General features: G+C 57.8%; 24 protein-coding genes. 10 read left to right on the top strand and 14 right to left on the bottom strand.

Annotation, left to right across the window (positions count from 1 at the left end; all coding sequences use genetic code 11):
* Nucleotides 1-16: 16 nt before the first annotated feature.
* Nucleotides 17-1585 carry an alkyl hydroperoxide reductase subunit F gene (ahpF, locus tag F3J36_RS11110; RefSeq protein WP_058769944.1) on the bottom strand — a complete coding sequence of 523 codons (1569 nt, stop codon included), beginning with the start codon at nt 1583-1585 and terminating at the stop codon, nt 17-19.
* A gap of 70 nt (nt 1586-1655) precedes the next feature.
* On the bottom strand, nt 1656-2219 hold the full coding sequence (ahpC, locus tag F3J36_RS11105; RefSeq protein WP_010617942.1) for an alkyl hydroperoxide reductase subunit C: 564 nt from the start codon (nt 2217-2219) through the stop codon (nt 1656-1658).
* Between the two features lie 290 nt (nt 2220-2509).
* On the opposite strand from ahpC, the gene F3J36_RS11100 reads away from it, so the two are divergent.
* Nucleotides 2510-2953 carry a GNAT family N-acetyltransferase gene (locus F3J36_RS11100; protein WP_058757267.1) on the top strand — a complete coding sequence of 148 codons (444 nt, stop codon included), beginning with the start codon at nt 2510-2512 and terminating at the stop codon, nt 2951-2953.
* A 3-nt stretch (nt 2954-2956) separates the two neighbouring features.
* On the opposite strand, the gene apbC is transcribed toward F3J36_RS11100, so the two are convergent.
* On the bottom strand, nt 2957-4069 hold the full coding sequence (gene apbC, locus F3J36_RS11095; RefSeq protein ID WP_058757266.1) for an iron-sulfur cluster carrier protein ApbC: 1113 nt from the start codon (nt 4067-4069) through the stop codon (nt 2957-2959).
* 162 nt (nt 4070-4231) lie between these two features.
* Here apbC and metG point away from each other — a divergent pair, with 162 nt between their 5' ends.
* Nucleotides 4232-6265: a methionine--tRNA ligase gene (gene metG, locus F3J36_RS11090; protein WP_031280054.1), complete on the top strand. Its 2034-nt coding sequence runs from the start codon at nt 4232-4234 to the stop codon at nt 6263-6265.
* Nucleotides 6266-6607: 342 nt separating this feature from the next.
* On the opposite strand, the gene F3J36_RS11085 is transcribed toward metG, so the two are convergent.
* Complete coding sequence (locus F3J36_RS11085) at nt 6608-6955, bottom strand: endonuclease domain-containing protein (protein WP_166719688.1); 348 nt, start codon at nt 6953-6955, stop codon at nt 6608-6610.
* A 151-nt stretch (nt 6956-7106) separates the two neighbouring features.
* Here F3J36_RS11085 and F3J36_RS11080 point away from each other — a divergent pair, with 151 nt between their 5' ends.
* The 5 genes from F3J36_RS11080 to sanA all read left to right on the top strand — a co-directional run bounded on the left by F3J36_RS11080 (nt 7107) and on the right by sanA (nt 11911).
* Nucleotides 7107-7490, top strand: a complete 384-nt coding sequence (locus F3J36_RS11080) for a CidA/LrgA family protein (RefSeq protein WP_021509289.1) — start codon at nt 7107-7109, stop codon at nt 7488-7490.
* On the top strand, nt 7483-8175 hold the full coding sequence (locus F3J36_RS11075; protein ID WP_021509288.1) for a CidB/LrgB family autolysis modulator: 693 nt from the start codon (nt 7483-7485) through the stop codon (nt 8173-8175). Before F3J36_RS11080 ends, F3J36_RS11075 begins: the two co-directional genes overlap by 8 nt.
* 124 nt (nt 8176-8299) lie before the next feature.
* Entirely contained in the window at nt 8300-9196 is an 897-nt protein-coding gene (gene cdd, locus F3J36_RS11070; protein ID WP_166719687.1) for a cytidine deaminase, read from the top strand.
* A 158-nt stretch (nt 9197-9354) separates the two neighbouring features.
* Nucleotides 9355-11052 carry an NAD-dependent malic enzyme gene (locus tag F3J36_RS11065; protein ID WP_058757262.1) on the top strand — a complete coding sequence of 566 codons (1698 nt, stop codon included), beginning with the start codon at nt 9355-9357 and terminating at the stop codon, nt 11050-11052.
* Nucleotides 11053-11191: 139 nt separating this feature from the next.
* Nucleotides 11192-11911: an outer membrane permeability protein SanA gene (gene sanA / locus F3J36_RS11060; RefSeq protein ID WP_031280053.1), complete on the top strand. Its 720-nt coding sequence runs from the start codon at nt 11192-11194 to the stop codon at nt 11909-11911.
* A gap of 63 nt (nt 11912-11974) precedes the next feature.
* Here the strand turns inward: sanA and mglC are convergent, their stop codons facing one another.
* From mglC to F3J36_RS11025, 7 genes are all read right to left on the bottom strand, one after another.
* A complete protein-coding gene (mglC, locus tag F3J36_RS11055; RefSeq protein ID WP_021509284.1) occupies nt 11975-12985 on the bottom strand; it encodes a galactose/methyl galactoside ABC transporter permease MglC in 1011 nt (336 codons plus the stop codon).
* Nucleotides 12986-13003: 18 nt separating this feature from the next.
* Complete coding sequence (gene mglA / locus F3J36_RS11050; RefSeq protein ID WP_166719686.1) at nt 13004-14524, bottom strand: galactose/methyl galactoside ABC transporter ATP-binding protein MglA; 1521 nt, start codon at nt 14522-14524, stop codon at nt 13004-13006.
* 71 nt (nt 14525-14595) lie between these two features.
* A complete protein-coding gene (gene mglB / locus F3J36_RS11045; RefSeq protein WP_059009180.1) occupies nt 14596-15591 on the bottom strand; it encodes a galactose/glucose ABC transporter substrate-binding protein MglB in 996 nt (331 codons plus the stop codon).
* 308 nt (nt 15592-15899) lie between these two features.
* Nucleotides 15900-16940 carry an HTH-type transcriptional regulator GalS gene (gene galS, locus F3J36_RS11040; protein ID WP_021509281.1) on the bottom strand — a complete coding sequence of 347 codons (1041 nt, stop codon included), beginning with the start codon at nt 16938-16940 and terminating at the stop codon, nt 15900-15902.
* A 141-nt stretch (nt 16941-17081) separates the two neighbouring features.
* Nucleotides 17082-18242, bottom strand: coding sequence for a DUF418 domain-containing protein YeiB (gene yeiB, locus F3J36_RS11035; protein WP_166719685.1), 1161 nt, complete (start codon nt 18240-18242; stop codon nt 17082-17084).
* A 54-nt stretch (nt 18243-18296) separates the two neighbouring features.
* A complete protein-coding gene (gene folE / locus F3J36_RS11030; protein ID WP_021509279.1) occupies nt 18297-18962 on the bottom strand; it encodes a GTP cyclohydrolase I FolE in 666 nt (221 codons plus the stop codon).
* Between the two features lie 124 nt (nt 18963-19086).
* Nucleotides 19087-20217 carry a YbfB/YjiJ family MFS transporter gene (locus tag F3J36_RS11025; RefSeq protein WP_166719684.1) on the bottom strand — a complete coding sequence of 377 codons (1131 nt, stop codon included), beginning with the start codon at nt 20215-20217 and terminating at the stop codon, nt 19087-19089.
* A gap of 103 nt (nt 20218-20320) precedes the next feature.
* On the opposite strand from F3J36_RS11025, the gene F3J36_RS11020 reads away from it, so the two are divergent.
* From F3J36_RS11020 to fghA, 3 genes are read left to right on the top strand one after another with little or no spacing between them, the layout of a single operon-like run.
* Nucleotides 20321-21232, top strand: coding sequence for a LysR family transcriptional regulator (locus F3J36_RS11020; protein ID WP_058757258.1), 912 nt, complete (start codon nt 20321-20323; stop codon nt 21230-21232).
* A gap of 45 nt (nt 21233-21277) precedes the next feature.
* Nucleotides 21278-22402, top strand: a complete 1125-nt coding sequence (locus tag F3J36_RS11015) for an S-(hydroxymethyl)glutathione dehydrogenase/class III alcohol dehydrogenase (RefSeq protein WP_021509276.1) — start codon at nt 21278-21280, stop codon at nt 22400-22402.
* Nucleotides 22403-22414: 12 nt separating this feature from the next.
* The gene (fghA, locus tag F3J36_RS11010; protein ID WP_021509275.1) at nt 22415-23257 is read left to right on the top strand and encodes an S-formylglutathione hydrolase; all 843 of its coding nucleotides are present in this window, start codon (nt 22415-22417) and stop codon (nt 23255-23257) included.
* Between the two features lie 47 nt (nt 23258-23304).
* On the opposite strand, the gene F3J36_RS11005 is transcribed toward fghA, so the two are convergent.
* From F3J36_RS11005 to F3J36_RS10995, 3 genes are all read right to left on the bottom strand, one after another.
* Nucleotides 23305-24093: an ABC transporter ATP-binding protein gene (locus tag F3J36_RS11005; protein ID WP_141495207.1), complete on the bottom strand. Its 789-nt coding sequence runs from the start codon at nt 24091-24093 to the stop codon at nt 23305-23307.
* Nucleotides 24093-25172, bottom strand: coding sequence for an iron ABC transporter permease (locus F3J36_RS11000; RefSeq protein ID WP_058757255.1), 1080 nt, complete (start codon nt 25170-25172; stop codon nt 24093-24095). The genes F3J36_RS11005 and F3J36_RS11000 overlap by 1 nt, the downstream gene beginning before the upstream one ends.
* A gap of 269 nt (nt 25173-25441) precedes the next feature.
* Complete coding sequence (locus F3J36_RS10995; RefSeq protein WP_058775785.1) at nt 25442-26908, bottom strand: amino acid permease; 1467 nt, start codon at nt 26906-26908, stop codon at nt 25442-25444.
* Nucleotides 26909-26987 lie beyond the last annotated feature (79 nt).

Raw genomic sequence — 26987 nt, 5'->3', positions numbered from 1 at the left:
GTGGCTATCGCAAAACTTATTCAGCCGGTTTGGTGCGGATCAGGTAATCAAACGCGCTCAGTGACGCTTTGGCCCCTTCCCCGCTGGCAATGATGATCTGCTTGTACGGCACCGTGGTGCAGTCGCCGGCGGCAAATACGCCTTTCAGGCTGGTTTCGCCTTTGGCGTCGATCAGGATCTCGCCCATGCGGTTGCGCTCTACCGCGCCTTCCAGCCAGTTGGTGTTGGGCAGCAGGCCAATCTGTACGAATATACCGCTCAACGCCAGTTCGTGGCTGGTCTGGTTATTGCGGTCGATGTAGGTCAGACCGGTAACTTTACTGCCGTCGCCTTTTACTTCGGTGGTCTGCGCGTTGAGGATCACATCGACATTTTTCAGGCTGCGCAGTTTATCCTGCAGCACTTTATCGGCGCGCATTTCGCTGGCGAACTCCAGCAGCGTGACGTGCTCGACAATGCCGGCCAGATCGATGGCCGCTTCAACGCCGGAGTTACCGCCGCCGATCACCGCCGTGCGTTTGCCTTTAAACAGCGGGCCGTCACAGTGCGGGCAGTAGGTCACACCTTTGGTGCGATACTGCTCTTCACCTGGAACGCCCATGTTGCGCCAGCGTGCGCCGGTAGCAATGATGATGCTGCGTGATTTCAGCACCGCGCCGGAAGCGGTTTCGATGGCGTGCAGGCCGCCCTCTTTGGCTGCCGGAATCAGCTTGATGGCGCTCTGGGTGTCGATCACGTCCACGTCATAGTCATCAACGTGCGCACGCAGAGAACCGGCGAGCTTCGCCCCTTCGGTTTTCGGCACGGAGATGTAGTTTTCAATGTCAACGGTGTCCAGCACCTGGCCGCCAAAGCGCTCGCCCATCAGGCCGGTACGGATGCCTTTACGCGCCGAGTAGATGGCCGCCGCAGCGCCCGCCGGGCCGCTGCCGACGATCAGCACTTCATAGGCATCACGCTTGTTCAGCTCTTCAGCCGCACGCTTATCCGCGTTGGTGTCTACCTTACCGACGATTTCTGCCAGGCTCATGCGACCCTGACCGAACTCTTTACCGTTGAGGTAAACCGCCGGCACGCCCATGACGTTGCGTTCGGTGATCTCGTTCTGGAACATGCCACCGTCGATGGCGGTATGACGGATGCGCGGGTTGAGCACCGCCATCAGGTTCAGCGCCTGGACCACGTCCGGACAGTTGTGGCATGACAGAGAATAATAGGTTTCGAAATGCAGGTCGCTGTCCAGCGCAACAACCTGATCCAGCAGGCTCTGCGCCTCTTTCGACGGATGTCCACCGGTCTGCAGCAGTGCCAGCACCAGTGAGGTAAATTCGTGGCCCATTGGCGAACCGGCAAAGCGCGGACCGCTGTGGCTGCCAGGGTTAGTAATCAGGAATGATGGCTTACGTACCGGTTGATCGTTCTCTTCACGGAAGCTGACTTTATCAGACAGACTCGCGATATCGGTCAGCAGAGTACGGATCTCTGCGGATTTTGCGCCATCGTCCAGTGTGGCAATCAACTCAACCGGTTTCGTTAGTTTCTCAAGGTAGGCCTTGAGCTGGGTTTTTAAATTGGTGTCGAGCATAGTGAGTTCCTGTGAAGAAAATCGGGTGCCGCAGCACCCGATGGAAGAAAGATCAAAGGGCGGAGGTGACTTAGATTTTGCCAACCAGGTCCAGTGATGGAGCCAGCGTTGCGTCGCCTTCTTTCCATTTAGCCGGGCAAACTTCACCTGGGTGAGAAGCCACGTACTGAGCCGCTTTCACTTTACGCAGCAGGTCAGATGCGTCACGGCCGATGCCTTCTGCAGTGATTTCGATGGCCTGGATGATGCCTTCCGGGTCAACGATGAAGGTACCGCGGTCAGCCAGACCTTCTGCTTCACGCATGATTTCGAAGTTACGGGTCAGAGCACCGGTCGGGTCGCCGATCATCGCATACTGGATTTTCGCGATGGTGTCTGAAGAACCGTGCCAGGCTTTGTGGGTAAAGTGCGTGTCAGTTGAAACGGAGTAGATGTCTACGCCCAGTTTCTGGAACTCTTCGTAGTGGTCTGCCACGTCACCCAGTTCAGTCGGGCATACAAAGGTGAAGTCAGCCGGGTAGAAGAAGAAAACACTCCATTTACCTTCAACGTCTTTCTCGGTTACGTCGATGAATTCGCCGTTTTTGAATGCAGCGTTTTTGAACGGTTTGATTTTGGTATTGATAATAGACATGGGTGACCTCCGTTAAAAAGATGTGATGCAGGCTACATAATTTTCGGGCCAACTTCTAATATGCAGACGTTATCAATCAGATAATCAAAAGCTATCAAAGTGCCGACGCCAGATTTGATGCGGCTTGCCGCGGCATTCTACACAGAAAAGCCGCAGAGTTAACAGGCTTTATCTTTGCGCACGGCAACTGCTATTTTTTTATAAACATTCAATCATCTTTGCTGCACGATTTTACTGGGTGCACAACGCCGCTACAAAACGTGCCCGCTTACTCGTCATGGAGTCTGGAAGTGAAAATTCGTCTTTTTGAAGAAGCCGACCGCCCTTTCTTACGCACACTGTATCTCGCGGCGCGCCGTCATAACTGGACATGGCTGGCCGGCGACGACTGGCAGCTGGAAGATTTCGACGCGATTATTCCTGGTGAAACGGTACTGGTGGCGGAGATCGACGGCCACCGTGCAGGCTTTGCCGGCGTGATGGATAACGATAATTTTTTGCACAGTTTGTATGTCGATCCGGCCTTTCAGGGCCAGGGCGTCGGCAGTGCGCTGCTGAACGCGGTGCAGCAACGTTTTACCTCCACCGGCGCGCTGAAATGTCTGCTCCAGAACGAAGCGGCGCTGCAGTTTTATCAGCAGCACGGCTGGCAGCGCGAAGCGCTGGGAGAGAGTGAACAGGGCCAGTACGTGTTGATGCACCTGCCGCTGGCGTCACGCACCAGCGGCAGCTAAGGCTTAAACCGCGCGGAAGGCGATGTCGCCCGGAATCACCTCACCCTGCCAGTAAAGCTGGGCGGCAACCCGGCCCGCAAGTTCACGATACAGCGCGGTGAATTCACTCTCCGGACGGCGAATCACGGTCGGTTCACCGTCGTCGAGATCTTCGCGCAGATTAATGTGCAGCGGCAGCTGAGCCAGCAGACGGGTGTGATAATCCTCAGCCAGCTTCTGCGCACCGCCGGTACCAAAGATTGGCTCGTGATGGCCGCATTCGCTGCAGATGTGCATGCTCATGTTTTCCACCACGCCCAGCACCGGCACGCTGACTTTTTCGAACATCACCATGCCTTTGCGCGCATCGATCAGCGCAATGTCCTGCGGCGTGGTCACCACCAGCGCGCCGGTCACCGGCACGTTCTGCGCCAGCGTCAGCTGAATGTCACCGGTGCCCGGCGGCATATCCAGAATCAGGTAATCGAGATCCGGCCACAGCGTTTCGTTCAGCAGCTGCATCAGCGCCTTGCTGGCCATCGGTCCGCGCCACACCATGGCGTTATCGTCGGTGACCAGATAGCCGATAGAGTTAGTTGCCAGACCGTGCGCCATGATCGGTGCCATGTGCGTGCCATCCGGCGAGGTGGGACGCTGCTTTTCGGTGCCGAGCATGTCCGGGATCGACGGACCGTAAATATCCGCATCAAGAATACCGACGCGCGCGCCTTCGGCCGCCAGCGCCAGCGCCATATTCACGGCGGTGCTGGATTTGCCCACGCCACCTTTACCGGAGCTAACGGCGACGATGTTTTTCACGCCGTTGACGCCCGGCTGATTTTTCACGCGTTTCAGGGTGGCAATGTCATGACGCAGCCGCCAGTCGATGGCGCGCGTGTTGGTCAGGCGCAGCAGTTCTGCACTGGTCTGGGCTTTCAGCGCTTCAAATGCGCTGGCCCAGGCAAATGGCATCACCAGTTCAATGTGCAGCTTGTCGTCGAGCAGCGCCACGTGACGCAGCGCTTTGAGGGTAGTCAGATTGTGTTGCAGCGTCGGATGCTCAAACTCGCTCAGCACGCCGATAACCACGGCGCGCAACGCTTCAGGTGAATGATGGTCCCGGGATTGTGCGGTCATCCCAACTCCTTATTTAGTCATGACGCCAGACGATGGCGGTGTGCCATCAATCATATCAGATAGGCGCTAAAAGTGACGTGGCCGAGCTGCTGTGTTTACGCCAGAGGGTGCTTCGGTTAACATCTAAGCCCGATTTTTTATTCACGGAATGCTACGCAAATTATGACTCAAGTCGCTAAAAAACTACTGGTAACGTGCGCCCTGCCGTACGCAAACGGCTCTATCCACTTAGGTCACATGCTTGAACACATTCAGGCTGACGTGTGGGTCCGTTACCAGCGAATGCGTGGCAATCAGGTGTTCTTCATCTGTGCGGACGACGCCCACGGCACGCCGATCATGCTGAAAGCCCAGCAGCTGGGTATCGCGCCGGAGCAGATGATTGCGGAAATGAAGCAGGAGCATGAGACCGATTTCGCAGGTTTCAACATCAGCTATGACAATTACCACTCCACGCACGGCGACGAAAACCGCCAGCTGTCTGAGCTGATTTACACGCGCCTGAAAGAGAACGGGTTCATTAAAAACCGCACCATTTCGCAGCTGTACGATCCGGAAAAAGGCATGTTCCTGCCTGACCGCTTCGTCAAAGGCACCTGTCCGAAATGTAAATCTCCCGATCAGTACGGCGATAACTGCGAAGTGTGCGGCGCGACCTACAGCCCGACCGAGCTGATTGAGCCGAAATCGGTGGTGTCAGGTGCGACGCCGGTGATGCGCGATTCTGAACACTTCTTCTTCGATCTGCCGTCTTTCAGCGCGATGCTGCAGGCGTGGACGCGCTCCGGTGCGCTGCAGGAGCAGGTGGCAAACAAGATGCAGGAGTGGTTTGAAGCCGGTCTGCAACAGTGGGATATCTCCCGCGATGCACCGTACTTCGGCTTCGAAATTCCTGGCGCGCCGGGCAAATACTTCTACGTCTGGCTGGATGCGCCCATCGGCTACATGGGGTCGTTTAAGAACCTGTGCGACAAACGCGGCGACATCGATTTCGACGAGTTCTGGAAGAAAGATTCCAGCACCGAGCTGTATCACTTCATCGGCAAAGACATCGTCTATTTCCACAGCCTGTTCTGGCCAGCGATGCTGGAAGGCAGCAATTTCCGCAAGCCGACCAACCTGTTTGTGCATGGTTATGTCACGGTGAACGGCGCGAAGATGTCGAAATCGCGCGGCACCTTCATCAAAGCCAGCACCTGGCTGCAGCACCTTGATGCCGACAGCCTGCGTTACTATTACGCGGCCAAGCTCTCTTCGCGCATCGACGATATTGACCTTAATCTGGAAGATTTCGTCCAGCGCGTGAACGCTGACATCGTTAATAAAGTGGTGAACCTCGCCTCGCGCAACGCCGGCTTTATCACCAAACGCTTTAACGGCCAGCTGGCAAGCGAACTGGCGGATCCGGCGCTGTATCAGACCTTTGTTGATGCGTCAGAGAAAATCGGTGAAGCGTGGGCCAGCCGCGAATACAACCGTGCGATCCGCGAGATCATGGCGCTGGCCGACCTGGCCAACCGCTACGTTGACGAGCAGGCACCGTGGGTGGTGGCGAAACAGGAAGGCCGCGATGCCGACCTGCAGGCGATTTGCTCAATGGGTATCAACCTGTTCCGCGTGCTGATGACCTGGCTGAAGCCGGTGCTGCCGTCGCTGAGCGAGCGCACAGAAGCCTTCCTGCAAAGCGAACTGAGCTGGGATGGCATTGCGCAGCCGCTGCTCAACCACAGCGTAGCGCCGTTTAAAGCGCTGTATGGTCGTATTGAGATGGCAAAAGTGGAGGCGCTGATTGCGGCTTCGAAAGAGGACGCAGCAGCGGCGAACCAGCCGGCGGCAAGCGGTCCACTGGCCGATGCACCAATTGGCGAGACCATCACCATTGATGACTTCGCCAAAGTCGACATGCGCGTGGCGCTGATCGAGCAGGCTGAGCTGGTAGAAGGTTCCGATAAGCTACTGCGTCTGCAGCTGGATCTGGGTGGCGAGAAGCGCCAGATTTTCTCCGGCATTCGCGCCGCTTATCCGGATCCGTCGGTGCTGGTGGGCAAGATGACTATCATCGTCGCTAACCTGGCGCCGCGCAAAATGCGTTTCGGCGTATCCGAAGGCATGGTGCTGTCTGCCGGCCCTGGCGGCAAAGATCTGTTTGTGCTGTCAGTGGATAGCGGTGCCCAGCCGGGTATGCCGGTGAAGTAAGGGTTGGTGCGCTCTGGCCCTCACCCTAACCCTCTCCCGCTTACGGGAGAGGGAACCGTTAAGTGCGGGTTTTGGGTTCAGAGCCAGGCCTGCACCTGGCAAAACACTGCACAAGACTACCTCCTCTCCCGCCTGCGGGAGAGGGAACCGCTGAGTGCGGGGTCTGGGTTCAGAGCCAGGCCTGCACCTCGTTCGCTTGACTCACTCTCCCGCATTAAAAAGGGCCGAACAGCGCACGTTGTTACCCATGTATCAAACCTGCACATAGCAAAACCCCGCACAAGACTACCCCCTCTCCCGCCTGCGGGAGAGGGCTGGGGTGAGGGGAAAACCGCACCGCGCTCATCGCGCCAGCATCAGACAGCGATAAATCTCCGCCATCACCGCCTCAAACTCATTAAACACCTGATGATTCCAGAAGCGAATAACGCGCCAGCCGCAGCGCTGTAAATACGCCGTGCGCCGGGCATCATAAGCCTGATCTTCAGGCGTATTGTGCTGTCCGCCATCCAGTTCCACGATCAGCGATCGCTCAACGCAGGCAAAATCAACGATATACCCTCCAACAGGATGCTGGCGGCGAAACTTCGCGCCACACACATTTCGGTTGCGTAAATAGCGCCATAGTTTTTGCTCCGCTTGCGGCATCGCCTTTCGCAGCGCGCGCTGCGGTTGCACGGTGTGGTTCATCGCTGCTCCTTCGCTCTGCCCACCAGCTTACGCCGCTTTGCGCATCTTCAAAGCAAAGGTGTTGAAATCCTGAATCTGCATTCCAGTGTGATCGCTAGCACGCTAAGCGCTTAATGCGTATGATGAAGCGCCACGAAAACAGGAGCCTGACATGCCCACCGTGCTATCTGCCTGCTGGCGCTATCTGCGCGCCTTTGCCATCGTCTATGCCGCGCTGTATGCCGGCAACGGCCTTGCCGCCCTGCTGCCATTTACCATTCCCGGCAGCATCCTTGGCATGCTGTTACTGTTTGCCCTGCTGGCGCTGCAGATTATTCCGGTGACGTGGGTGAAACCCGGCTGTCAGCTATTGATCCGCTACATGGCGCTGCTGTTTGTGCCGATCAGCGTTGGCGTGATGGGCTACACCGATATCCTCAGCGCACAGTTTGGCCCGATTGTCGTCTCCTGCATGGTCAGCACCCTGCTGGTGTTGCTGATTGTCGGCCTGAGCGCCGAGCGCCTGCAGCGTCCGAAGGAGTCTGGCCATGAGTGACGCCTGGTGGTCACTGCCACTTACCGTAGTGGCGTATCTGCTGGCACGCCGTCTGGCAGCCAGAATCAACCTCTCTATCGTCAATCCGCTGCTGGTAGCCATGGCGATCATCATTCCACTGCTGCTGCTGACGCACCTGCCCTACGCGCGCTATTTCGCCGGCAGCGCGCTGCTTAATCAGCTGCTGCAGCCCGCCGTGGTGGCGCTGGCGCTGCCGCTGTATGAGCAGATGCACCAGATTCGCGCGCGCTGGAAAACCATCATTAGCGTCTGCTTTATCGGCAGCATTACCGCCATGGTGTCCGGCACGGCGATCGCGCTGTGGATGGGGGCGACGCCGGAAATCGCAGCCACCATCCTGCCGAAGTCGGTGACCACGCCCATCGCCATGGCAGTCTCGGGCTCGCTGCACGGTATTCCCGCCATCAGCGCCATTTGTGTATTGATTGCTGGCGTGCTGGGCGCGGTGTTTGGCCACATGTTGCTGAATCTGTTTAAGGTGCGCAGCAAGTCATCACGCGGGCTGGCGATTGGCAACGCGTCTCATGCGCTCGGCACCGCGCGCGCCGCGGAGATTGACTATCAGGAAGGCGCCTTCAGTTCACTGGCGCTGGTAATCTGCGGCATCATCACCTCGTTACTGGCGCCTTTTATTTTTCCTTTGCTGATGCGCTTACTGGGGTAAAACTTGCGAGAGATCTCGCAAAGTTGAAACAAGCCAATCAGCTTGCATTGTCATAGCGACATGGATCACATATAAACCTTGAGGCGGCGCTTCGCCGCTGACGAGTTAATGAGGCCATAACATCATGCATGCACGATTCACTTCCGCTTTCTCTGCCCTGCCCGCTGCGCTGCAGAGCGCGCTTCAGCCGCTGCTGGACGCCGCTGGTTTTCACGGCGTGCTGCGACCGCAGGAGGTGACTCAGCTGCAACAGGCAACCGGTCTTGATGATGATGCGCTGGCACTCGCACTGCTGCCGATTGCCGCCTGTTGTGCCGTGGCACCGGTTTCACACTTTAACGTGGGCGCTATTGCGCGCGGCATCAGTGGCCACTGGTACTTCGGTGCCAACATGGAGTTTTTACATGCGCCGCTGCAGCAAACGGTCCACGCCGAGCAGAGCGCAGTCACGCATGCCTGGCTGCGGGGCGAAGCACAGCTGGCGACCATTACCGTCAACTACACGCCGTGCGGGCACTGCCGCCAGTTTATGAATGAACTGAATAGCGGTACGGCGATTCGCATCAGCCTGCCGGGCCGCGCGGTCAGCACGCTGTCCGACTATTTACCGGATGCGTTTGGCCCGGCCGATCTCAATATCAGCGAACGGCTGCTTACCCCCGTCGACCACGGTTTCCTGCCGCAGGGCGATGCGCTGCAGCAGGCCGCGATTGATGCCGCCAGCCGCAGCCATGCACCCTACAGCCAGAGTTATAGCGGCGTGGCGTTGCAGAGCCGCAGCGGCCAGATTTACACCGGGCGCTATGCCGAAAATGCCGCCTTTAACCCGAGCCTGCCGCCATTACAGGCCGCGTTGATTCTGATGAATATGCACAACGAAGCGCTTGAGGAGATTCAGCAGGCGGTGCTGGCAGAAAGCGCCGACGCCACGCTGAGCCAGTTTGATGCCACCCGCACCACCCTCGCCGCGGTAGGCTGCAGCAATTTCTCAGTTACTTTAGTTTCGAAACCAACAGTTTAGTGATCCTTTTACCGCTTTTGTGACCTTCTATTAACAAAAGCTGTACATCTGCAGGAATTTTCATAGGATCGGGCGCCAGAACTTCACAATAAACGGGTCTGGCGTTACCTTCTTGCTGGCGACACGTCAGAAAACACTGCAACCGGAGCAAACACTGCATGGAACTCGAGTACGAAAGTAAACGTCCGCTGTATATTCCTTACGCGGGTCCGATCCTGCTGGAATTTCCGCTGTTGAACAAAGGCAGCGCCTTCTCGCTGGAAGAACGTAACGAATTTAACCTCAATGGCCTGCTGCCAGACGCCGTAGAAACCATCGAAGAGCAGGCCGAGCGCGCCTGGCGTCAGTTCCTGGACTTCAAAAACAATAACGACAAGCACGTCTACCTGCGCAACATCCAGGACACCAACGAAACGCTATTCTATCGCCTGCTGGACAACCACCTGGAAGAGATGATGCCGATCATCTACACCCCAACGGTTGGCGCGGCGTGCGAGCACTTCTCTGAAATTTACCGTCGCGCGCGCGGGGTGTTTATCTCCTATAACAACCGCGACCGCATTGAAGACATGCTGCAAAACGCCACCAAGCAGAATGTCAAAGTTATCGTGGTCACCGACGGCGAGCGTATTCTCGGCCTCGGCGATCTGGGCATCGGCGGCATGGGCATTCCTATCGGTAAGCTGTCGCTGTACACCGCGTGTGGTGGCATCAGCCCGGCCTACACCCTGCCGGTGGTGCTGGATGTCGGCACCAATAATCAACAACTGTTGAACGATCCGCTCTACATGGGCTGGCGCCATCCGCGCATCACCGGCGAAGAGTATGAAGCCTTCGTTGATGAATTCATTCAGGCGGTGAAGCGCCGCTGGCCAAACGTGCTGCTGCAGTTTGAAGATTTCGCGCAGAAAAACGCCATGCCGCTGCTGGAGCGTTACCGCGATGAGATCTGCTGCTTCAATGATGATATTCAGGGCACGGCCGCTGTCACGGTAGGCACGCTGATCGCTGCCAGCCGCGCCGCAGGCAGCCGTCTGTGCGAGCAGAAAGTGGTGTTCCTCGGTGCCGGTTCCGCCGGCTGCGGTATTGCCGAGCAGATCGTCGCACAGATGAAATCCGAAGGCCTGAGCGATGATGAAGCGCGCGCGCGCGTGATGATGGTAGACCGTTTCGGCCTGCTCACTGACAAATTGCCTAACCTGCTCGATTTCCAGAGCAAGCTGGTGCAGAAGAGCGACAATCTGAAAGACTGGGACGTGACCAGCGATTCGATTTCACTGCTCGACGTGGTGCGCAATGCCCAGCCGGATATCCTGATCGGCGTTTCCGGCCAGCCGGGACTGTTCACCGAAGAGATCATTCGCGAGATGCACAAGCACTGCAAACGCCCGATCGTGATGCCGCTCTCGAACCCGACCTCACGCGTGGAAGCAACCCCGGCAGATATCATCGCCTGGACCGACGGTGACGCGCTGGTCGCCACCGGCAGCCCGTTTGCACCGGTCACCTGGAAAGGCAAAACCTACCCGATTGCCCAGTGCAACAACTCCTATATCTTCCCGGGAATCGGTCTCGGCGTGATCGCTGCCGGTGCCACCCGCGTAACGGATTCGATGCTGATGACCGCCAGCCGCGCGCTGGCTGACTGCTCACCGCTGGTTAACGACGGTGAAGGTCCGGTGCTGCCAGAGATTAAGGACATCCAGGGCGTCTCCAAAGTGATCGCCATGGAGGTGGGCAAAGCGGCGCAGTTGGCGGGTGTGGCGGTGGTCACCTCCGAGGACGTACTGTCGAAAGCCATCAACAACAACTTCTGGCTGCCGCAGTATCGTCACTACCGCCGTACCTCGATTTAATTGCAGACCGACGCTGCCGCACGCTTCAGGTGCGGCAGCGCTTAAAAAAACGTCAGCCGACCGGCGCGAACTTGCTTAGCCGTGCCGCCTCAAGTAGCCTTGACCCATCTGAATTTTCGTCAACCGAGTGCCCGTGCGCATACTTAAACGCGTTTTCTTTGCTCTGTTTATCATCATCTTACTGGTGATGGCGACCGCGCTCGGCCTCGATCGCTGGATTAGCTGGCGAACCGCGCCGTTTATTTATGAAGATGTCGCTTCGCTGCCGCATCGTCAGGTCGGCGTGGTGCTGGGCACCGCCAAGTATTACCGCACCGGCGTCATCAATCAGTATTACCTGTATCGCATTCAGGGCGCGCTCAACGCTTACAACAGCGGCAAGGTGAATTATCTGCTGCTGAGCGGCGATAATGCGCTGCAGAGCTACAACGAGCCGATGACCATGCGACGCGATTTAATCAAAGCCGGCGTCGATCCCTCGGACATCGTGCTGGATTATGCCGGTTTCCGTACGCTGGATTCGATTGTGCGCACGCGCAAAGTCTTCGACACCAACGATTTCATCATCATTACCCAGCGCTTCCACTGCGAACGCGCACTCTATATCGCCCAGCATCTGGGCATTCAGGCGCAGTGCTACGCCGTGCCGTCGCCCAAAAATATGCTGTCGGTGCGGTTCCGCGAGGTAGGTGCGCGCCTCGGTGCGCTGGCGGATCTCTATCTGATGAAGCGCGAGCCGCGTTTCCTTGGCCCGCTGGTGCCGATTCCGGCGGTGCATGAAGTGCCGGAAGATGCCCAGAGCTACCCGGCAGTTACACCGGAACAGTTGCTCGAGCTGGAAGAGAAGCTGCGGAAATAGCAGAAGCGAAACAAATAAAAAGGGCCGCGTTGCCGCAGCCCTGATGGTTGACCCTGTACTCTGCTATTTCTTGCGCGCGTATTTCAGCGAATCAAGCGCCACGGCGAAGATGATGATGCCGCCCTTGATGATGTACTGCCAGTACGGGTTCACGCCGATGTAGGTCAGACCGTAGTTGATGACGGTGAAGATGATCACACCGGTCACCACACCCGCGACGGTACCTACCCCACCGGCGAACGACACGCCGCCCACCACGCAGGCCGCAATCGCATCCAGCTCATACATAAAGCCGAGGTTGTTAGTGGCGCTGCCGATACGGCCCGCTTCCAGCATCCCGCCGAAGGCATAGAACACGCCGGACAGCGCATACACCAGGATCAGGTTAAGCGGAACGTTAACGCCGGAGACTTTCGCCGCTTCCGGGTTACCGCCGATAGCAAAAATGTTTTTGCCGAAGCGGGTTTTATTCCACAGGATCCAGACGAACACGATGGCGATAATCGCATAGAAGGTGATGAACGACAGCTTGAAGTCGCCGAAGCGCAGGAAGCCCTGGGCAAACTTTGAGAAGCCAGCGTCAAAACCGGCAATCGGTGAAGCGCCCACAAAGTCGTAGTACAGCGAGTTGATGCCGTAAACGATGATCATGGTGCCCAGCGTGGTGATAAACGGAGTCACCTTCAGGTAAGCGATGATCACGCCGTTAACCAGACCAATCACGCCACCGATGATGCACACGGTCAGAATCACCAGCGGAATCGGCACGGTTTCCAGATGCGGGAACACCTTGTTGGCGTTATCCATCGACTGCAGCAGCGTTGCCGCCACCACCGCCGCCAGACCCACCTGGCGCCCTGCCGACAGGTCGGTGCCCTGGGTCACGATCAGACCGGCTACGCCGAGTGCGATAATAATACGGACCGATGACTGAGTCAGAATGTTACTCAGGTTCATCAGGCTTAAAAAGGTCGGATCCTGGAAAATAATAATCGCCAGCAGTACCAACAGGACAACATAAATGCCGCCCTCTTTTAACCAGGTTAGCGCATTCTTTTTAGTAGTCGCTTTCATGTTAAAGCCCTTGCTTCATTAAAGGTGTAATGACGCTAAACGCAGGATTTCATTCTGCGAGGTCGTTTTAGTATCGACAATGCCCGCTACCTGACCATTACTCATTACTAAAATACGGTCGGTAATGCCCAGCAGCTCTGGCATTTCAGAAGAGATAATAATGATGCCCTTTTCTTTTTTCGCCAGCTCCGAGATCAGCTGATAAATCTCGAATTTAGCGCCGACGTCAATACCGCGCGTCGGTTCATCAAGCATCAGTATTTCCGGCTGCGTCAATAACCAGCGACCAATAATGACTTTTTGCTGGTTACCGCCGGAGAGCGATCCAATTTGGGTATGATGGCCGGGCGTTTTCACCCGCATGGCATCAATGACCCACTGGGTATCGCTTTTCATGCGTTTATTATCCAGCAGACCCATACTGGATTTATATTTCTTGATATTAGAAATGAGCGAGTTAAAACCAATATCCAGGTAGGCATAAATCCCGGTGGAACGCCGCTCTTCCGTCACCAGCGCAAAACCATGGTTGATGGCTTCGTTGGCGCTGTGGTTATTAATCGTTTTGCCGTGCAGTTTAATGGTGCCGCCCGACTTCTCACGGATACCAAATAAGGTTTCCACAATGTCAGTACGCTTGGCGCCCACCAGGCCGGCAATCCCGAGAATCTCGCCTTTGTGCAGGTCAAACGAGATATCACGAATTGACGGCTGGCGCAGCGAGGTCAGATTGCGCACCTCAAGAATCACTTCACCCGGCACGTTAGTTTTGTCCGGGAAGCGCTGGTTGAGCGAACGGCCGACCATCATGGCGATGATCTTGTCCATGTCCAGCCCTTCCAGCGGCTGAGTGGCAATCCACTGGCCGTCACGCAGAATGGTGATCTCATCGCACAGCTGGAAAATCTCTTCCATTTTATGCGAAATATAAACAATACCGCAGCCGCGATCTTTCAGCTTACGGATAATGGTGAACAGGTGGTTAACTTCTTTTTCGGTCAGCGATGACGTGGGCTCATCCATAATGACGATTTTCGCGTCATAGGAAAACGCCTTGGCGATTTCAATCATCTGCATTTGCGATACCGAAAGCGTCGCGACTTTATCGCGCGGATCGATATCAATATCTAATTCATCAAAGATCGCTTTGGTATCACGATACATTTTATCCTGATCGACAAACGGACCTTTGCGCGGATAGCGCCCCAGCCACATGTTGTCCATCACGTTGCGCTGCAGCACCAGGTTTAATTCCTGATGCACCATTGAAACGCCATTTTCCAGCGCCTCTTTGGAGGATTTGTAATCTATTTCCTCACCCTGAAACAGGATGCTCCCCGTATCCTTTTTATAAATCCCAAACAGGCATTTTAATAAAGTGGATTTACCGGCGCCGTTTTCACCCATTAAGGCATGGACGGAGTGCGGCCGCACTTTTAAATTCACATTATCTAAGGCTTTCACCCCTGGAAATGATTTCGAGACATTCGTCATCTCCAGCAGATATTCTCGCTGTGTGGTCGGATTCTCACTGGCCATAATTTACCTGGCTAAAAAAAGCGTTGGTCAGATGCAATAAGGCGCGGCAGAAAAGCCGCGCCCGGGACGAATTACTTCACAAACTGCGACAGGTTTTCTTTATCAACCGGTACGTACGGTACGCGTACTACTTTGCCATCCATCTTGAAGTTGGTACCTGCGGTTGGCTCTTTGCCATTGGCCAGGTTGTTAGCAATGTCCAGCGTGGCTTTCGCCTGGTTTTCCGCATCGTTCAGCACGGTACCGGCCATCGCACCGGATTTCACCAGCGCCAGCGCTTCTGGCAGGGCGTCTACACCAAATACCGGAATGCTGGTTTTGTTGTGCGCCTTCAGCGCTTCAACCGCACCCATCGCCATCGCATCGTTGTTCGCAATGATCACTTCAATTTTGTTGGCGTTCGGGCCAGACAGCCAGGCGTCAACTTTGTCTTTCGCCTGCGCGGTATCCCACATTGCGGTATCCATCGCCAGCTGCTGGGTTTTGATGCCGTCTTTGTTCAGGGTTTCGATGACGTATTTGGTGCGCGCTTCAGCGTCCGGATGGCCCGGTTCACCTTTCAGCAGCACGAACTGAATCTGACCATCTTTGTTCAGATCCCAGGCTGGCGTGGCTTTCCAGTGTTTCTCGATCAGCTCACCCTGCTTGATGCCGGACTCTTTGGAGTCGGTACCGACATAGTAAGCTTTGTCGTAGCTGGCCAGCACTTTTGCGTTAGGCTCTTTGTTGAAGAACACCACCGGCACGTCGTTCGCGCGCGCTTTGTCGATCACCACTGCCGCAGCAGCCGGATCCACCAGGTTGATGGCCAGCGCTTTCACGCCTTTCGCCATCAGCACGTCAATCTGGTCGTTCTGTTTGGATTGGTCGTTCTGTGAGTCGTTCATCAGCAGCTGAATGCCGCCAACGGCTTTCGCCTCTTTTTCGATGTCTTTGCGCACCATCGACATGAAGTTGTCGTCATATTTATAAATTGTCACGCCAATGCGGGTATCGGCGGCGTGCGCAGTTGCACCAAACATCATGCTGGCAACCAGTGCTGTGAGCGTGAAAACCTTCTTATTCATGGTATCTCCGGTTTTTTTATGCAGGGTATTTCATCGCGCCGTATTGCCTGCGGGCAGACAGCGCAGTCGGTTGAAACGCTATTTTTTATGGGGCAGGCGCTGCTACCAAGCCGGACCACCATCGCTATCCTGACTTCCCTGTAGGTAAACGCTTCCTGAAGTGTGTTGTGAACCATTTCAATCGGCTACTGAAACCAGACCGGGGAAGGAAAGCCCGGCGTTACATAATGTTTCAGTCCGGTAAGACGCTGCCATCATAGTGAGCGCCATGTTAATTAACTGTGAATACAATCACAGATTGGAAACGGTTACACGGCGCTATCGCCTGAATTAGTGACCGACTCCACAATTTGCCGCTGCGCCACCGAATGGCGCCGCACCAGCGTAGGCATGAAGCAGTGCGCGGCGTGCGGATCGAGCGTGCCTGCTGCGCCCTGCAGGGCCAGCTCAGTCGCCAGTTTCGCCATAGAAACAATGGGATAGCGCACCGTGGTTAGTTGCGGGTCGGTGTAACGGGAAATGGGGATGTCATCGAAGCCGATGACAGAGAAATGCTGCGGCACCTGAATACCGTTATCTTTCAGCGCGGTGAGCGCACCGGCCGCCATGCCATCGTTATAGGAGAACACCGCAGTGAGGTGCAGATTGCGCCCCAGCAGTTCCACCATCGCGGCTTCACCGCCCTGCATGTCCGGTTCGGCATGCGCAATCCAGCCCTCCGGCGGGCGGATGCCCTGCTCCGCCAGCGCCTGCAGCCAGCCGTCGCGGCGCTGCGCCACGTCCTCAATCGGATGGCTGGAGCTGAGGTAACCAATGCGCTGATGGCCCTGCTGTAACAGCATGCGCGTCGCTACCTGCGCCCCGGTAACATTATCAAGGCAGACACAGCGGTGCTCATATCCCGGAATAGTACGATTAATCAGGACCATACCGGGGACCTGGTCCATAAACCGGGCCAGCTCCGCGTCTGTAAGCGTTTTCGCGTGCACCACCAGCGCGTTGCAGCGCTGGCGAATCAGCACCTCAATGGCATGGCGTTCTTTCTCTTCCTGATGCCACGAATTGCTGATGAGCACGTGCTTGTGCATGCGCTGCGCCACGGTATCCACCGCTTTAACCAGCGCACCAAAGAAGGGATCGGAAACGTCCATGACCACCACGCCGATGGTATCGCTCACCTGGGTAGCCAGCGCCTGCGCGTTGGCATTCGGCCGGTAGCCGAGCGATTCAACCGCCTGCAGCACGGCTTCGCGGGTATCAGAGGTGACTGCACTGCTGTTATTGAGCACCCGCGACACGGTGGCAACGGAAACCCCGGCCTGACGGGCGACATCACGAATCGTTATCATGCAGTTGTTCCACAGAGGAGAAAATGCGCGACTGGCGCGTAACGGCGCTATTCTGTCAGGGCATCGGAAACAGCTGCGTGAATTACGTCACACGGATGAAAACGGTTACATACAATTATGCAACCTTTGTGATGAACATCATTATCTGCCGGCGGACGCGTTGTCCGCTTTTCCAGCGGCGAGCTGCGTCAGCCGGCGCCAGATCCACTCCATCGGTCCCTGCGGGAAGACGCGCAGCCACAGCACGGAGAACAGAATATTGACCAGCCAGATAGCCGGTACAAAAGCCAGTAGTTGCAGGCGGTCAAATTTGAGGAACAGATCGAAGCGGTAGAACAGCGTGGTGCAGATCAGCGTCTGCAACAGATAATTGCTCAGCGCCATGCGTCCGACGCACTGAATGGCGTAACTGAACCGCGTGGCGGCGATGGCCGGCCAGTAACCGAGGCAGAGCGCAGCGTAGCCAAGGCTGATAAACGGACTGGCGAGATCGCGTGGCACCTGCAGGAAAAAGCCGCTCCAGCGAAATTCCCACTGCAGCAGCCACTGCGCCAGCACGCCGGGTATGGCAATCAGCCAGCCGATGGTCAGTAACAGCGCCGCCGCGCGTCGGTAGTGTTGCAGACTAAACTGGCCGCTCAGCCAGCCGCTGCGCATCAGCGCGGCACCGATCAGCATCAGCCCGGCCAGTTGCCAGCCATACTGCGAAGCCAGCGCCATCAGGCCGGATGACAGGTGTTCGAGGCGATTCTGCACCGCTTCCCAGCCGCCGACCAGTTTCCAGTAGCTCTCATACTCCAGATCTGCCGCGCCCGGCAGCCACGAACGCGTCGGCTGCGGACTGGAGATGACGCCAAACACCAGCAGCACGGCACAGCCCACCAGATAGAGCAGCACGCCGGTATGTAATAGCGCCCGCTCCGACGGCACGTCACGCAGCATGCGCCAGACAATCAACCCAATCAGGCCATAATCCAGCAGGATGTCGCCTTCCCACAGGAACACCCCATGGATGAACCCGATGAAGACCAGCAGCGTTAAGCGCGAGGAGATCCAGCGACTGCCGCGCGGCACCTGCAGGGCCAGCCCGGCACCAAACAGCAGCGCAAACAGCGTCAGGAATTTTAGCTGCGCCAGGCCATCCATGATTGCCCAGGTCCAGGCATCAGAAACGGAGGCTTCACCTTGCCAGGCCGGATTGAGATAGGCCGCCGAGGGCAGACCAAAGCCGACGATATTCAGCAGCAATATGCCGAGAATGGCGAAACCACGAATGAAATCCAGCGCGAGATAGCGTTGCATCGAGTGCCCTGACGGTGAGAGGAACACGGGCGACAACGACGCCGCCCGCGCTGCTTAGCTGTGGCGTACCGCGCGCAGGAACTCCTGACGCGTGTTCTGGCTCGATTTGAACAATCCGCCGAGTGAAGTGGTGGTGGTCGCGCTGGTCGCATCTTTGACGCCGCGCGCTTTCACGCAGTAGTGCACCGCATCGATCGACACCGCCACGTTATTGGTGCCCAGCAGGGTTTGCAGCGCCACCAGCACCTGCTGGGTTAAACGCTCCTGCACCTGCGGACGCTGGGCGAAGAACTGTACGATACGGTTGATCTTCGACAGGCCAATCACCTTGTCTTTAGGAATATAGGCCACGGTGGCTTTGCCGTCGATGATCACGAAGTGGTGTTCACAGGTGCTGGTCAGGGTGATATCACGCACGGTGACCATTTCGTCCACCTTCATCTTGTTTTCGATGACGGTGATTTTCGGGAAGTTGGCGTAATCCAGACCTGAAAAGATTTCGTCAACGTACATCTTGGCGATGCGGTGCGGCGTCTCCATCAGGCTGTCGTCTTCCAGGTCCAGATTCAGCAGCTGCATAATCTGGGTCATGTGGCCGGCGATCTCGCGCTTGCGTGACGCGTCGTCCATATCGCGCACCGGGGCGCGTAATGGCGTTTCCAGGCCACGCGCCAGCAGTGCTTCGTGAACCAGGGCGGCTTCCTGACTTAAGGTGCTCATCGTACTCTTCTCCGGCAGGTGATGCGCCCGCAGGTCTGCGCCTGCGGGGGAAATTCTGAGCGCGTATTGTGAAACACAACGCGCGCTTAATCCAGCAATCAATCCGATTGGAAGTGAAAGCGTTTCAGGTGGACGATCGCCGCATCACCAGCGCCCCCGCCAGCAGCAAACCGCCGCCGGCCACCCACAGCGCCGGATCGAGCCGGTGCCACAGCAGGCTGGAAATCCAGGACAGCAGCGGCCCACCGAGCTGTCCGATGGCATAACCGGTCGTGAGCAGGCCGGCGAGATAGCGCGCGTGGTGCGGCGCCAGCTCCCGGCTGTACTGCAGCGACAGCTGCACTACGCAGAGAAAGCCGCCGCCAATCAGCAGCGCCGCCAGCAGCAGACCGTTGATGCCCGGCAGTACAATGGCCGCGATCACGCCCAGCGCCTGCGCCCACAGCACCAGCGCCAGCCGCCGATGGCTGCTGCCCCAGTGGCGCGTCACGATCCCCAGCACGATGCCGATCACCGCCGCGCCGCCAAATACCGGCCAGACAAACTGCGCAAAAGCGCTATCAGGGAAGCGCGCCGCCGCCATTTGCGACAGGAAGGTAGCGGGCAGAATATAGCCAAAGCCGGCGAGGCTGTAGCTGAGGATCAGACGCTTAAGATCACGCGTCAGTAGCAGCGGCTCGGCGGCCTGTTGCGGACGATGCAGCTGTCCGCTGCGCGGCAGGAAGCGCGCAATCGCGGCAATCAGCAGCAGCGCCAGCACACCGTACGCCGCCCAGGCAAACGCCGCACTCACGCCGCTGGCGTGCAGCAGTACCGCCAGCATGCCGCTGATGAAGATGCCGGTGCCGGGACCGGCAAATACCGCTGCCGACAGGCCCGGCCGGCCGTGATGCAGCAGTTGCTCATTGCTCCATGCTGCCACCAGCACCATTGCCCAGCCGCTGGCGACGCCGATCAGGAAACGCACCACCGCATGCAGCCACGGCCCGCTGATACAGGCGGACAGCAACGTCAGCGCGACGGCACCCCAGACGCCCAGCTGCAGCCGCCACTCCACGTGCCGCTGCGCGCGCATCGCGTCAAACGATCCGGCCAGATAACCGAGATAGTTCAGCGCCGCGACCAGGCTGGCGCTGGCAAGCGTGAGCTGACCGTCGTGAATCATCAGCGGCACCTGCGGGGTAAACGCAAATCGCCCAATCCCCATTGCAACCACTAAACTTAAAAACGCGCTAAGCGCGACTCGCCACGCCATTCTGACTCCGGATCGATTGGATTATCACTTGTCAGCAGCATGCATGACGTTTAGACTCACGAAAAGTGAATAATATTAACCAAGTTGTTTACGAGAAGAGAATATGGATTTAGTACAGCTCCGCATGTTCTGTTCCGTGGCCGAAACCGGCTCACTGGCGCGCGCCGCCGAAATGCTGCATCGCGTGCCGTCTAATCTCACCACGCGACTGCGACAGCTGGAAGAAGAAATCGGCGTCGATCTGTTTATTCGTGAGAAGCAGCGCATTCGTTTGTCGCCGATGGGCCACAATTTCCTCAATTATGCGCAGCGTATTCTGGCATTGAGCGACGAGGCGCTGAACATGGCGCGCGCCGGTGAACCCGGTGGTAACTTTGCCTTCGGTTCGATGGAGAGCACCGCCGCCACCCGCCTGCCGGGATTGCTGGCCGCCTATCATCAGCGCTTCCCCAACGTCGCGCTGTCGCTGGTGACCGGCACCTCAGGTGATATCATCGATAAAGTGCGCGCCGGCACGCTGGCGGCGGCGCTGGTGGACGGTCCGGCCAGTCATGACGATCTGAATGGCTGCATCGCCTTTCGTGAAGAGATGGTGCTAATCACCAGCCTCGAACATGCGCCAATTCACAGCGCCCGCGATACGCAGGGCGATACGCTGTTTGCCTTTGGCAACAGCTGCTCGTACCGCACCCGGCTGGAGTCCTGGTATCGCGACAGCCAGAGCGCACCGCACAGCGTTATGGAGATTCAGTCTTATCACGCCATGGTCGCCTGCGTAGCCGGCGGCGGCGGCGTGGCAATGATTCCCGCCTCGGTGCTGGCGCAGATGCCGGCCCGCGCGCGCGTGCAGCAGCACAGCCTGCCGCCGACCTGGCGCGACACGGCCACCTGGCTGATGTGGCGCCGCGACGCCTTTACGCCCAACGTTGAGGCGCTGAAGTATCTGATTATTGAAATGTTTGATGACCGCCCGCTCAACGATGAACTGCTGCATCCGCTGCAGGCCGCTGAGTAAGCGTTATTTTTTATCCAATCACGACATCACAGGAAGAGGGATTGCATGAACATGATTAAAACCCGCGCGGCCGTGGCCTGGGCTGCTGGCGAACCGCTGAAGATTGAAGAAGTGGATCTGATGCCGCCACAGAAAGGGGAAGTGCTGGTGCGCATCGTTGCCACCGGCGTGTGCCATACCGATGCTTACACCCTGTCAGGTAAAGATCCGGAAGGCGTATTCCCGGCGATCCTCGGTCACGAAGGTGGCGGCGTGGTTGAAGCGGTGGGCGAAGGCGTTACCAGCGTGGCGGTCGGCGATCACGTGATCCCGCTGTACACGCCAGAGTGCGGCAAGTGTAAATTCTGTCTCTCCGGCAAAACCAACCTGTGTCAGGCAATCCGCACCACGCAGGGCAAAGGGCTGATGCCCGACGGCACCACCCGCTTCTTCAAAGACGGCAAGCCAATCTTCCATTACATGGGCACCTCGACCTTCTCTGAGTACACCGTCGTACCGGAAATCTCCCTGGCGAAAATCAGCAAAGAAGCGCCGCTGGAAGAAGTGTGCCTGCTCGGCTGTGGCGTGACCACCGGCATGGGCGCGGTGATGAATACCGCCAAAGTGAAAGAAGGCGACACCGTGGCGATTTTCGGCCTCGGCGGTATTGGCCTGTCGGCGATCATTGGGGCGAAAATGGCGAAGGCCGGTCGCATCATCGGTATTGATATCAATACCAGCAAGTTTGACCTGGCGCGCAAACTGGGCGCAACCGACCTGGTTAATCCGAAAGATTTTGCTAAGCCAATTCAGGAGGTTATCGTTGAGATGACCGACGGCGGCGTGGACTTCTCGTTTGAGTGTATCGGTAACGTCAACGTGATGCGTTCCGCGCTGGAGTGCTGCCATAAAGGCTGGGGCGAATCAGTGATTATCGGCGTTGCCGGTGCCGGCGAAGAGATTTCTACCCGGCCGTTCCAGCTGGTCACCGGACGCGTATGGCGCGGGTCGGCGTTTGGCGGCGTGAAAGGACGCACTCAGCTGCCGGGCATCGTGCAGGATTACCTCGACGGTAAGTTTGCGCTGAATGATTTCATCACCCACACCATGCCGCTGGAAGAGATCAACGAGGCATTTGAGCTGATGCATGAAGGCAAATCGATCCGTTCCGTGGTGCATTTTAATAAATAAGCAGGAGGCGACATGGCATCCACTCTGGAGCTGCTGGAAGAACACCGTATTTTTGGCGGCTGGCAGCAGCGCTGGCGTCATCAATCCGCCGTGCTCAACTGCCCGATGACGTTCAGCATTTTTCTGCCACCGCCGCGCGACGACGCGCCACCGCCGGTGGTGTGGTTTCTCGCCGGGCTGACCTGCAATGATGAGAACTTCACCACCAAAGCCGGTGCGCAGCGCGTGGCGGCCGAACTCGGTCTGGTGCTGATTATGCCGGACACCAGCCCGCGCGGCGATGCAGTGGCCAATGACAGCGGGTACGATCTGGGCCAGGGTGCCGGGTTTTATCTCAACGCCACGCAGCAACCGTGGGCGGCACATTATCGTATGTTCGATTATCTCAGCGAGGAGCTGCCGGCACTGGTGGCGGATAACTTCAAGCTGAGCGATCGCCAGTCGGTAATGGGACATTCGATGGGCGGCCACGGCGCGCTGGTGCTGGCGCTGCGCCTCGGCGGGCGCTTTGCGTCGGCGTCCGCGTTTGCGCCAATCGTCAACCCGACCGAAGTGCCGTGGGGACAGAAAGCCTTTGCCGCCTATCTGGGCGACGATCGCCAGACGTGGCGCGAGTGGGATAGCTGCCTGCTGATGCAGAACGCTGAACATCGCCTGCCGGTGCTGATCGATCAGGGCGATAGCGATCAGTTCCTCGCCGATCAGCTGCGCCCGGAGCGGCTGGAAGCGGTGGCGCGCGAGCAGAACTTCCCGCTGGAGCTGCGAATCCAGCCGGGTTATGACCACAGCTACTTCTTTATCGCCAGCTTCGTGGAGGACCATCTGCGGTTCCACGCGCAGCATTTACTGGCGTAGTGCACTTCTCTGCCCCTCTGATGCTGAGGGGCAGAACGTGTCTGGCGTCAGGCCAGCGACTCCGCTACCAGCCCATCAATCATTACCTGCGGCATGCCCTGTGAGCAGTGCTCAATGCGGCCGCGCACGCCATACACCTGCGCCAGCGTCTCCGGCGTAATCACCTGCGACGGCACACCGTCGGCCAGCAGTTGCCCCTGCTTCAGCATCAGCGCGTGGTCGGCATGACGCAGCGCGATGTTGATGTCATGCACCACCACCACCGTCACCATGTTGCGCAGCCGGGTTTCGCGCCGCACCAAATCCATCACGTGGAACTGATAATTCAAATCCAGCGCGCTGAGCGGTTCATCCAGCAGCAGCAGTTCCGGACGGCGAATCAGCGACTGCGCCAGCCCGACCAGCTGCTTCTGGCCACCGGACAGCTGATCAAGATAACGCATCGCCAGATGGGCAATGCCCAGCTGTTCCAGCAGGTGCATGATCTCCGCTTCACTGGCGGCGCTGTGTAATCCACCGGAGGCACGCTGCGCCACGATGATCGACTCCAGCACGTGCAGATGCACGCCGGCTGGCAGCGTCTGCGGCAGATAGACCACGCGCTGCGCGCGCCGGGCAAACGGCTGGCTCATCAGCTCTTCACCGTTGAGCCACAGCTCGCCCTGCCCTTTGCTCAGACCGGCCAGCGCGCGCAGCAGCGTCGATTTGCCGCAGCCGTTGGGGCCCAGCAGCACAGTGATTTTGCCGCGTGGCAGCTGCGTGACATTGAGATCCTCGATGACGTTCCGCTTCGGGTAACCGGCGTAAAAGTGGCTGACGCGTAAGCCCTGCTCCATCACACTGTCCCCCGATGCCGCAGAATAATGCTGAGAAAGAACGGCACGCCCACCAGCGAGGTGACGATGCCGACCGGAATGATAACGCCGGGAATGAGGTTTTTCGAGGCCACCGACGCCAGCGACAGCACCAGCGCGCCGGTCAGCGCACTGGCCGGCAGATAGTAGCGGTGATCTTCACCAAACATCATGCGCGCAATGTGCGGCGCGACCAGGCCAATAAAGCCGATTGGGCCGACGAATGCCACCGCCAGCGCTGAGAGAATGCTGATGCGCAACAGCGTCGCCAGCCGCAGACGCCGCACATCAATGCCGAAGCTCACCGCGCGATCTTCACCAAGGCGCAGCGCCGTGAGTTTCCAGCTGCTGAGCATCGAGAACGGCAGCAGGATGGCAAAGGCGGCGCTCAGCACGCCCAGTTTTTCCCATGAGGCACGCGCCAGACTGCCCATGGTCCAGAACACCAGGCCCTGCAGCGTATCTTCGCTGGCGATGAACTGCATCATCGAAACCAGGGCGTTAAAGGTGAATACCAGCGCGATGCCAAACAGCACCACGCCGGAAGTTGAGACTTTGGTCCAGCGCGTGATGCCATCCAGCATCAGCGCGGCAAACAAGGCGAAGACAAAGGCATTGGCGGAGATCAGCCACTGGTCCGGCACGCCGGGAATACCAATGCCGAGAATGATTGCCAGCGCGGCACCAAACGCCGCTGCCGACGAGACGCCGAGCGTAAACGGGCTGGCCAGCGGGTTATTGAGGATGGTCTGCATTTCAGCACCGGCGAGGCCGAGTGAGAAGCCGACCACCACCGCCATCAGCGCATACGGCAGACGGATGTCCCAGACGATCACGCGCGTGCCAGCATCCACCGCTGCGGGATGGAGCAGCGTTTGCCACAGCGTGTCGAGAGTCAGGCCGGCCGGGCCAAGGGTGAAATCGAGGATAACTGAAGCGAGGATCGCCAGCACCAGCACACCAATCAGCAGCAGTCGCTGACGCAGAACCTGACGATAACGGGTCAGGGTATCGGCTTCGGTGCCATGTTCCGCCACCAGCGCGGAGTCCGTACTACGCATTGTTCTACCTGTTTCCTGTCGCCTTATAACGGCTGCCACAATAGAGCAGGTGATAATAATTATCAATGCTGTCTCTGTAACAAAGCCCGAATGGTTTGCGCCAGGTTTGCATAGCGTAATAAATCGCAAAAAAACGCGGCCGGGGCCGCGTTGTCAGGCAATGCTGCCTGTTTGCCAGCGCAATAAATTGCGCCGCTACAGAGGGTTGCACCGGTTTGTAGCGGCGCGATTCATCGCGCAAAAACGCCACCAGGCCGCGTTGTCAGGCATTACTGCTTAAAGGAAGGGAATTCCATCTCGCTGTATTTCACGAAGCGGGTGCCGCGCGTCAGCTTATAGCCCAGCCAGATCACCAGGAACAGCGGAATGCCGATATAGGTTGCGGCTACGCCGTACCAGTCGATGCGATCGGCGAGGAATGCCTGATAATTCTGCCCCAGCGTAATGACCAGACACAGCGCGAACGCAAACATCGGACCCAGCGGGAAGAAGCCGGAGCGGTAAGGCAGATCGGCCAGATTCAGCCCCTGTGCCACATAGCCGCGGCGGAAGCGATAATGGCTGATAGCAATGCCGAGCCAGGCGATAAAGCCGGTCATCCCTGACGTATTCAGCAGCCACAGGTACACTTCCTGATTGCCAAATTTCGAGGTCAGGAAGCACAGCGCTGCCACCACCGTGGTCGCCAGCAGGGCATTGCGCGGTACGCCGCCTTTCGACAGCTTCGCAAAAATGCGCGGTGCCTTGCCTTCCTGCGCCAGGTTAAACAGCATACGCGTTGAGGCGTACATGCCGGAGTTACCCGCCGACAGCACCGCCGTCAGGATCACCGCGTTCATCACCGCCGCCGCGGACAGCAGACCGGCATTCTGGAACACCAGCGTGAACGGGCTGACGCTGATATCGGTGACATCGTTATGCAACAGCTGCGGATCGGTATACGGCAGAATCAGGCTGATGATCAGGATCGCGAACACATAGAACAGCAGAATACGCCAGAACACCTGGCGCACCGCGCGCGGGATATTCTTCGCCGGATCTTCTGATTCACCGGCGGCAATCCCGATCAGTTCGGTGCCCTGGAAGGAGAAGCCGACAATCATCGCCACGCCAATCATCGCCGCAAACCCGCCGGCAAACGGCGCATCTCCCACCGTCCAGTTGTGCCAGCCTGCATTTTCCGCGCCGCGCAGGATGCCGGTAATCATCAGCACACCGACCACAATAAAGATGATGACGGTGGCGACTTTGATCAGTGAGAACCAGTATTCCGCCTCGCCGAAGCCTTTGACCGAAATATAGTTGAGCAGGAACATCAGACCGAGGAACAGCGCGCTCCAGATCCAGCCCGGCGTGTCCGGGAACCAGTAGTTCATCACCAGCTGTGAGGCGACGAGGTCAACGGCGATGGTCACCGCCCAGTTGTACCAGTAGTTCCAGCCCAGCGCGAAGCCAAAGCCCTCTTCGACATATTTGGCGCCGTAGGTGGCGAAGGAACCGGAGACCGGCATGAACGCCGCCAGTTCGCCGAGGCTGGTCATCAGGAAGTAGACCATCAGGCCGATCAGCGCGTAGGAGAGTAACGCACCGCCAGGACCCGCCTGAGAGATAGTGGCACCCGAGGCGACAAACAGGCCGGTGCCGATAGAACCGCCAATGGCGATCATGGTGAGATGGCGCGCTTTTAATTCACGGCGCAGCCCAGGTTGTTGTGTTGTTTTTGAGTCATTATGCATGTGTAAACGCTATGCTGGATAAAAATAAGGCGCGATTGTAGCAGCAAAGCCTGCACTGTATAGCATTCGCCTCGGGTTA

Source organism: Pantoea sp. Cy-640 (assembly GCF_011752635.1).
In the GTDB taxonomy this organism is placed as follows: domain Bacteria; phylum Pseudomonadota; class Gammaproteobacteria; order Enterobacterales; family Enterobacteriaceae; genus Pantoea; species Pantoea dispersa.
The sequence above is the reverse complement of the archived record's forward strand: the minus strand, read 5'-3'. Positions and strand labels throughout refer to the sequence as shown.

What these genes read in the sequence shown, in the direction of transcription:
- ahpF (WP_058769944.1), bottom strand. Translation starts at nt 1,585, where the DNA reads ATGCTCGACACCAATTTAAAAACCCAGCTCAAGGCCTACCTTGAGAAA.
- ahpC (WP_010617942.1), bottom strand. Translation starts at nt 2,219, where the DNA reads ATGTCTATTATCAATACCAAAATCAAACCGTTCAAAAACGCTGCATTC.
- apbC (WP_058757266.1), bottom strand. Translation starts at nt 4,069, where the DNA reads ATGACCGCACAATCCCGGGACCATCATTCACCTGAAGCGTTGCGCGCC.
- metG (WP_031280054.1), top strand. Translation starts at nt 4,232, where the DNA reads ATGACTCAAGTCGCTAAAAAACTACTGGTAACGTGCGCCCTGCCGTAC.
- F3J36_RS11085 (WP_166719688.1), bottom strand. Translation starts at nt 6,955, where the DNA reads ATGAACCACACCGTGCAACCGCAGCGCGCGCTGCGAAAGGCGATGCCG.
- F3J36_RS11080 (WP_021509289.1), top strand. Translation starts at nt 7,107, where the DNA reads ATGCCCACCGTGCTATCTGCCTGCTGGCGCTATCTGCGCGCCTTTGCC.
- F3J36_RS11075 (WP_021509288.1), top strand. Translation starts at nt 7,483, where the DNA reads ATGAGTGACGCCTGGTGGTCACTGCCACTTACCGTAGTGGCGTATCTG.
- cdd (WP_166719687.1), top strand. Translation starts at nt 8,300, where the DNA reads ATGCATGCACGATTCACTTCCGCTTTCTCTGCCCTGCCCGCTGCGCTG.
- F3J36_RS11065 (WP_058757262.1), top strand. Translation starts at nt 9,355, where the DNA reads ATGGAACTCGAGTACGAAAGTAAACGTCCGCTGTATATTCCTTACGCG.
- mglC (WP_021509284.1), bottom strand. Translation starts at nt 12,985, where the DNA reads ATGAAAGCGACTACTAAAAAGAATGCGCTAACCTGGTTAAAAGAGGGC.
- mglA (WP_166719686.1), bottom strand. Translation starts at nt 14,524, where the DNA reads ATGGCCAGTGAGAATCCGACCACACAGCGAGAATATCTGCTGGAGATG.
- mglB (WP_059009180.1), bottom strand. Translation starts at nt 15,591, where the DNA reads ATGAATAAGAAGGTTTTCACGCTCACAGCACTGGTTGCCAGCATGATG.
- galS (WP_021509281.1), bottom strand. Translation starts at nt 16,940, where the DNA reads ATGATAACGATTCGTGATGTCGCCCGTCAGGCCGGGGTTTCCGTTGCC.
- yeiB (WP_166719685.1), bottom strand. Translation starts at nt 18,242, where the DNA reads ATGCAACGCTATCTCGCGCTGGATTTCATTCGTGGTTTCGCCATTCTC.
- folE (WP_021509279.1), bottom strand. Translation starts at nt 18,962, where the DNA reads ATGAGCACCTTAAGTCAGGAAGCCGCCCTGGTTCACGAAGCACTGCTG.
- F3J36_RS11025 (WP_166719684.1), bottom strand. Translation starts at nt 20,217, where the DNA reads ATGGCGTGGCGAGTCGCGCTTAGCGCGTTTTTAAGTTTAGTGGTTGCA.
- F3J36_RS11020 (WP_058757258.1), top strand. Translation starts at nt 20,321, where the DNA reads ATGGATTTAGTACAGCTCCGCATGTTCTGTTCCGTGGCCGAAACCGGC.
- F3J36_RS11015 (WP_021509276.1), top strand. Translation starts at nt 21,278, where the DNA reads ATGAACATGATTAAAACCCGCGCGGCCGTGGCCTGGGCTGCTGGCGAA.
- fghA (WP_021509275.1), top strand. Translation starts at nt 22,415, where the DNA reads ATGGCATCCACTCTGGAGCTGCTGGAAGAACACCGTATTTTTGGCGGC.
- F3J36_RS11005 (WP_141495207.1), bottom strand. Translation starts at nt 24,093, where the DNA reads ATGGAGCAGGGCTTACGCGTCAGCCACTTTTACGCCGGTTACCCGAAG.
- F3J36_RS11000 (WP_058757255.1), bottom strand. Translation starts at nt 25,172, where the DNA reads ATGCGTAGTACGGACTCCGCGCTGGTGGCGGAACATGGCACCGAAGCC.
- F3J36_RS10995 (WP_058775785.1), bottom strand. Translation starts at nt 26,908, where the DNA reads ATGCATAATGACTCAAAAACAACACAACAACCTGGGCTGCGCCGTGAA.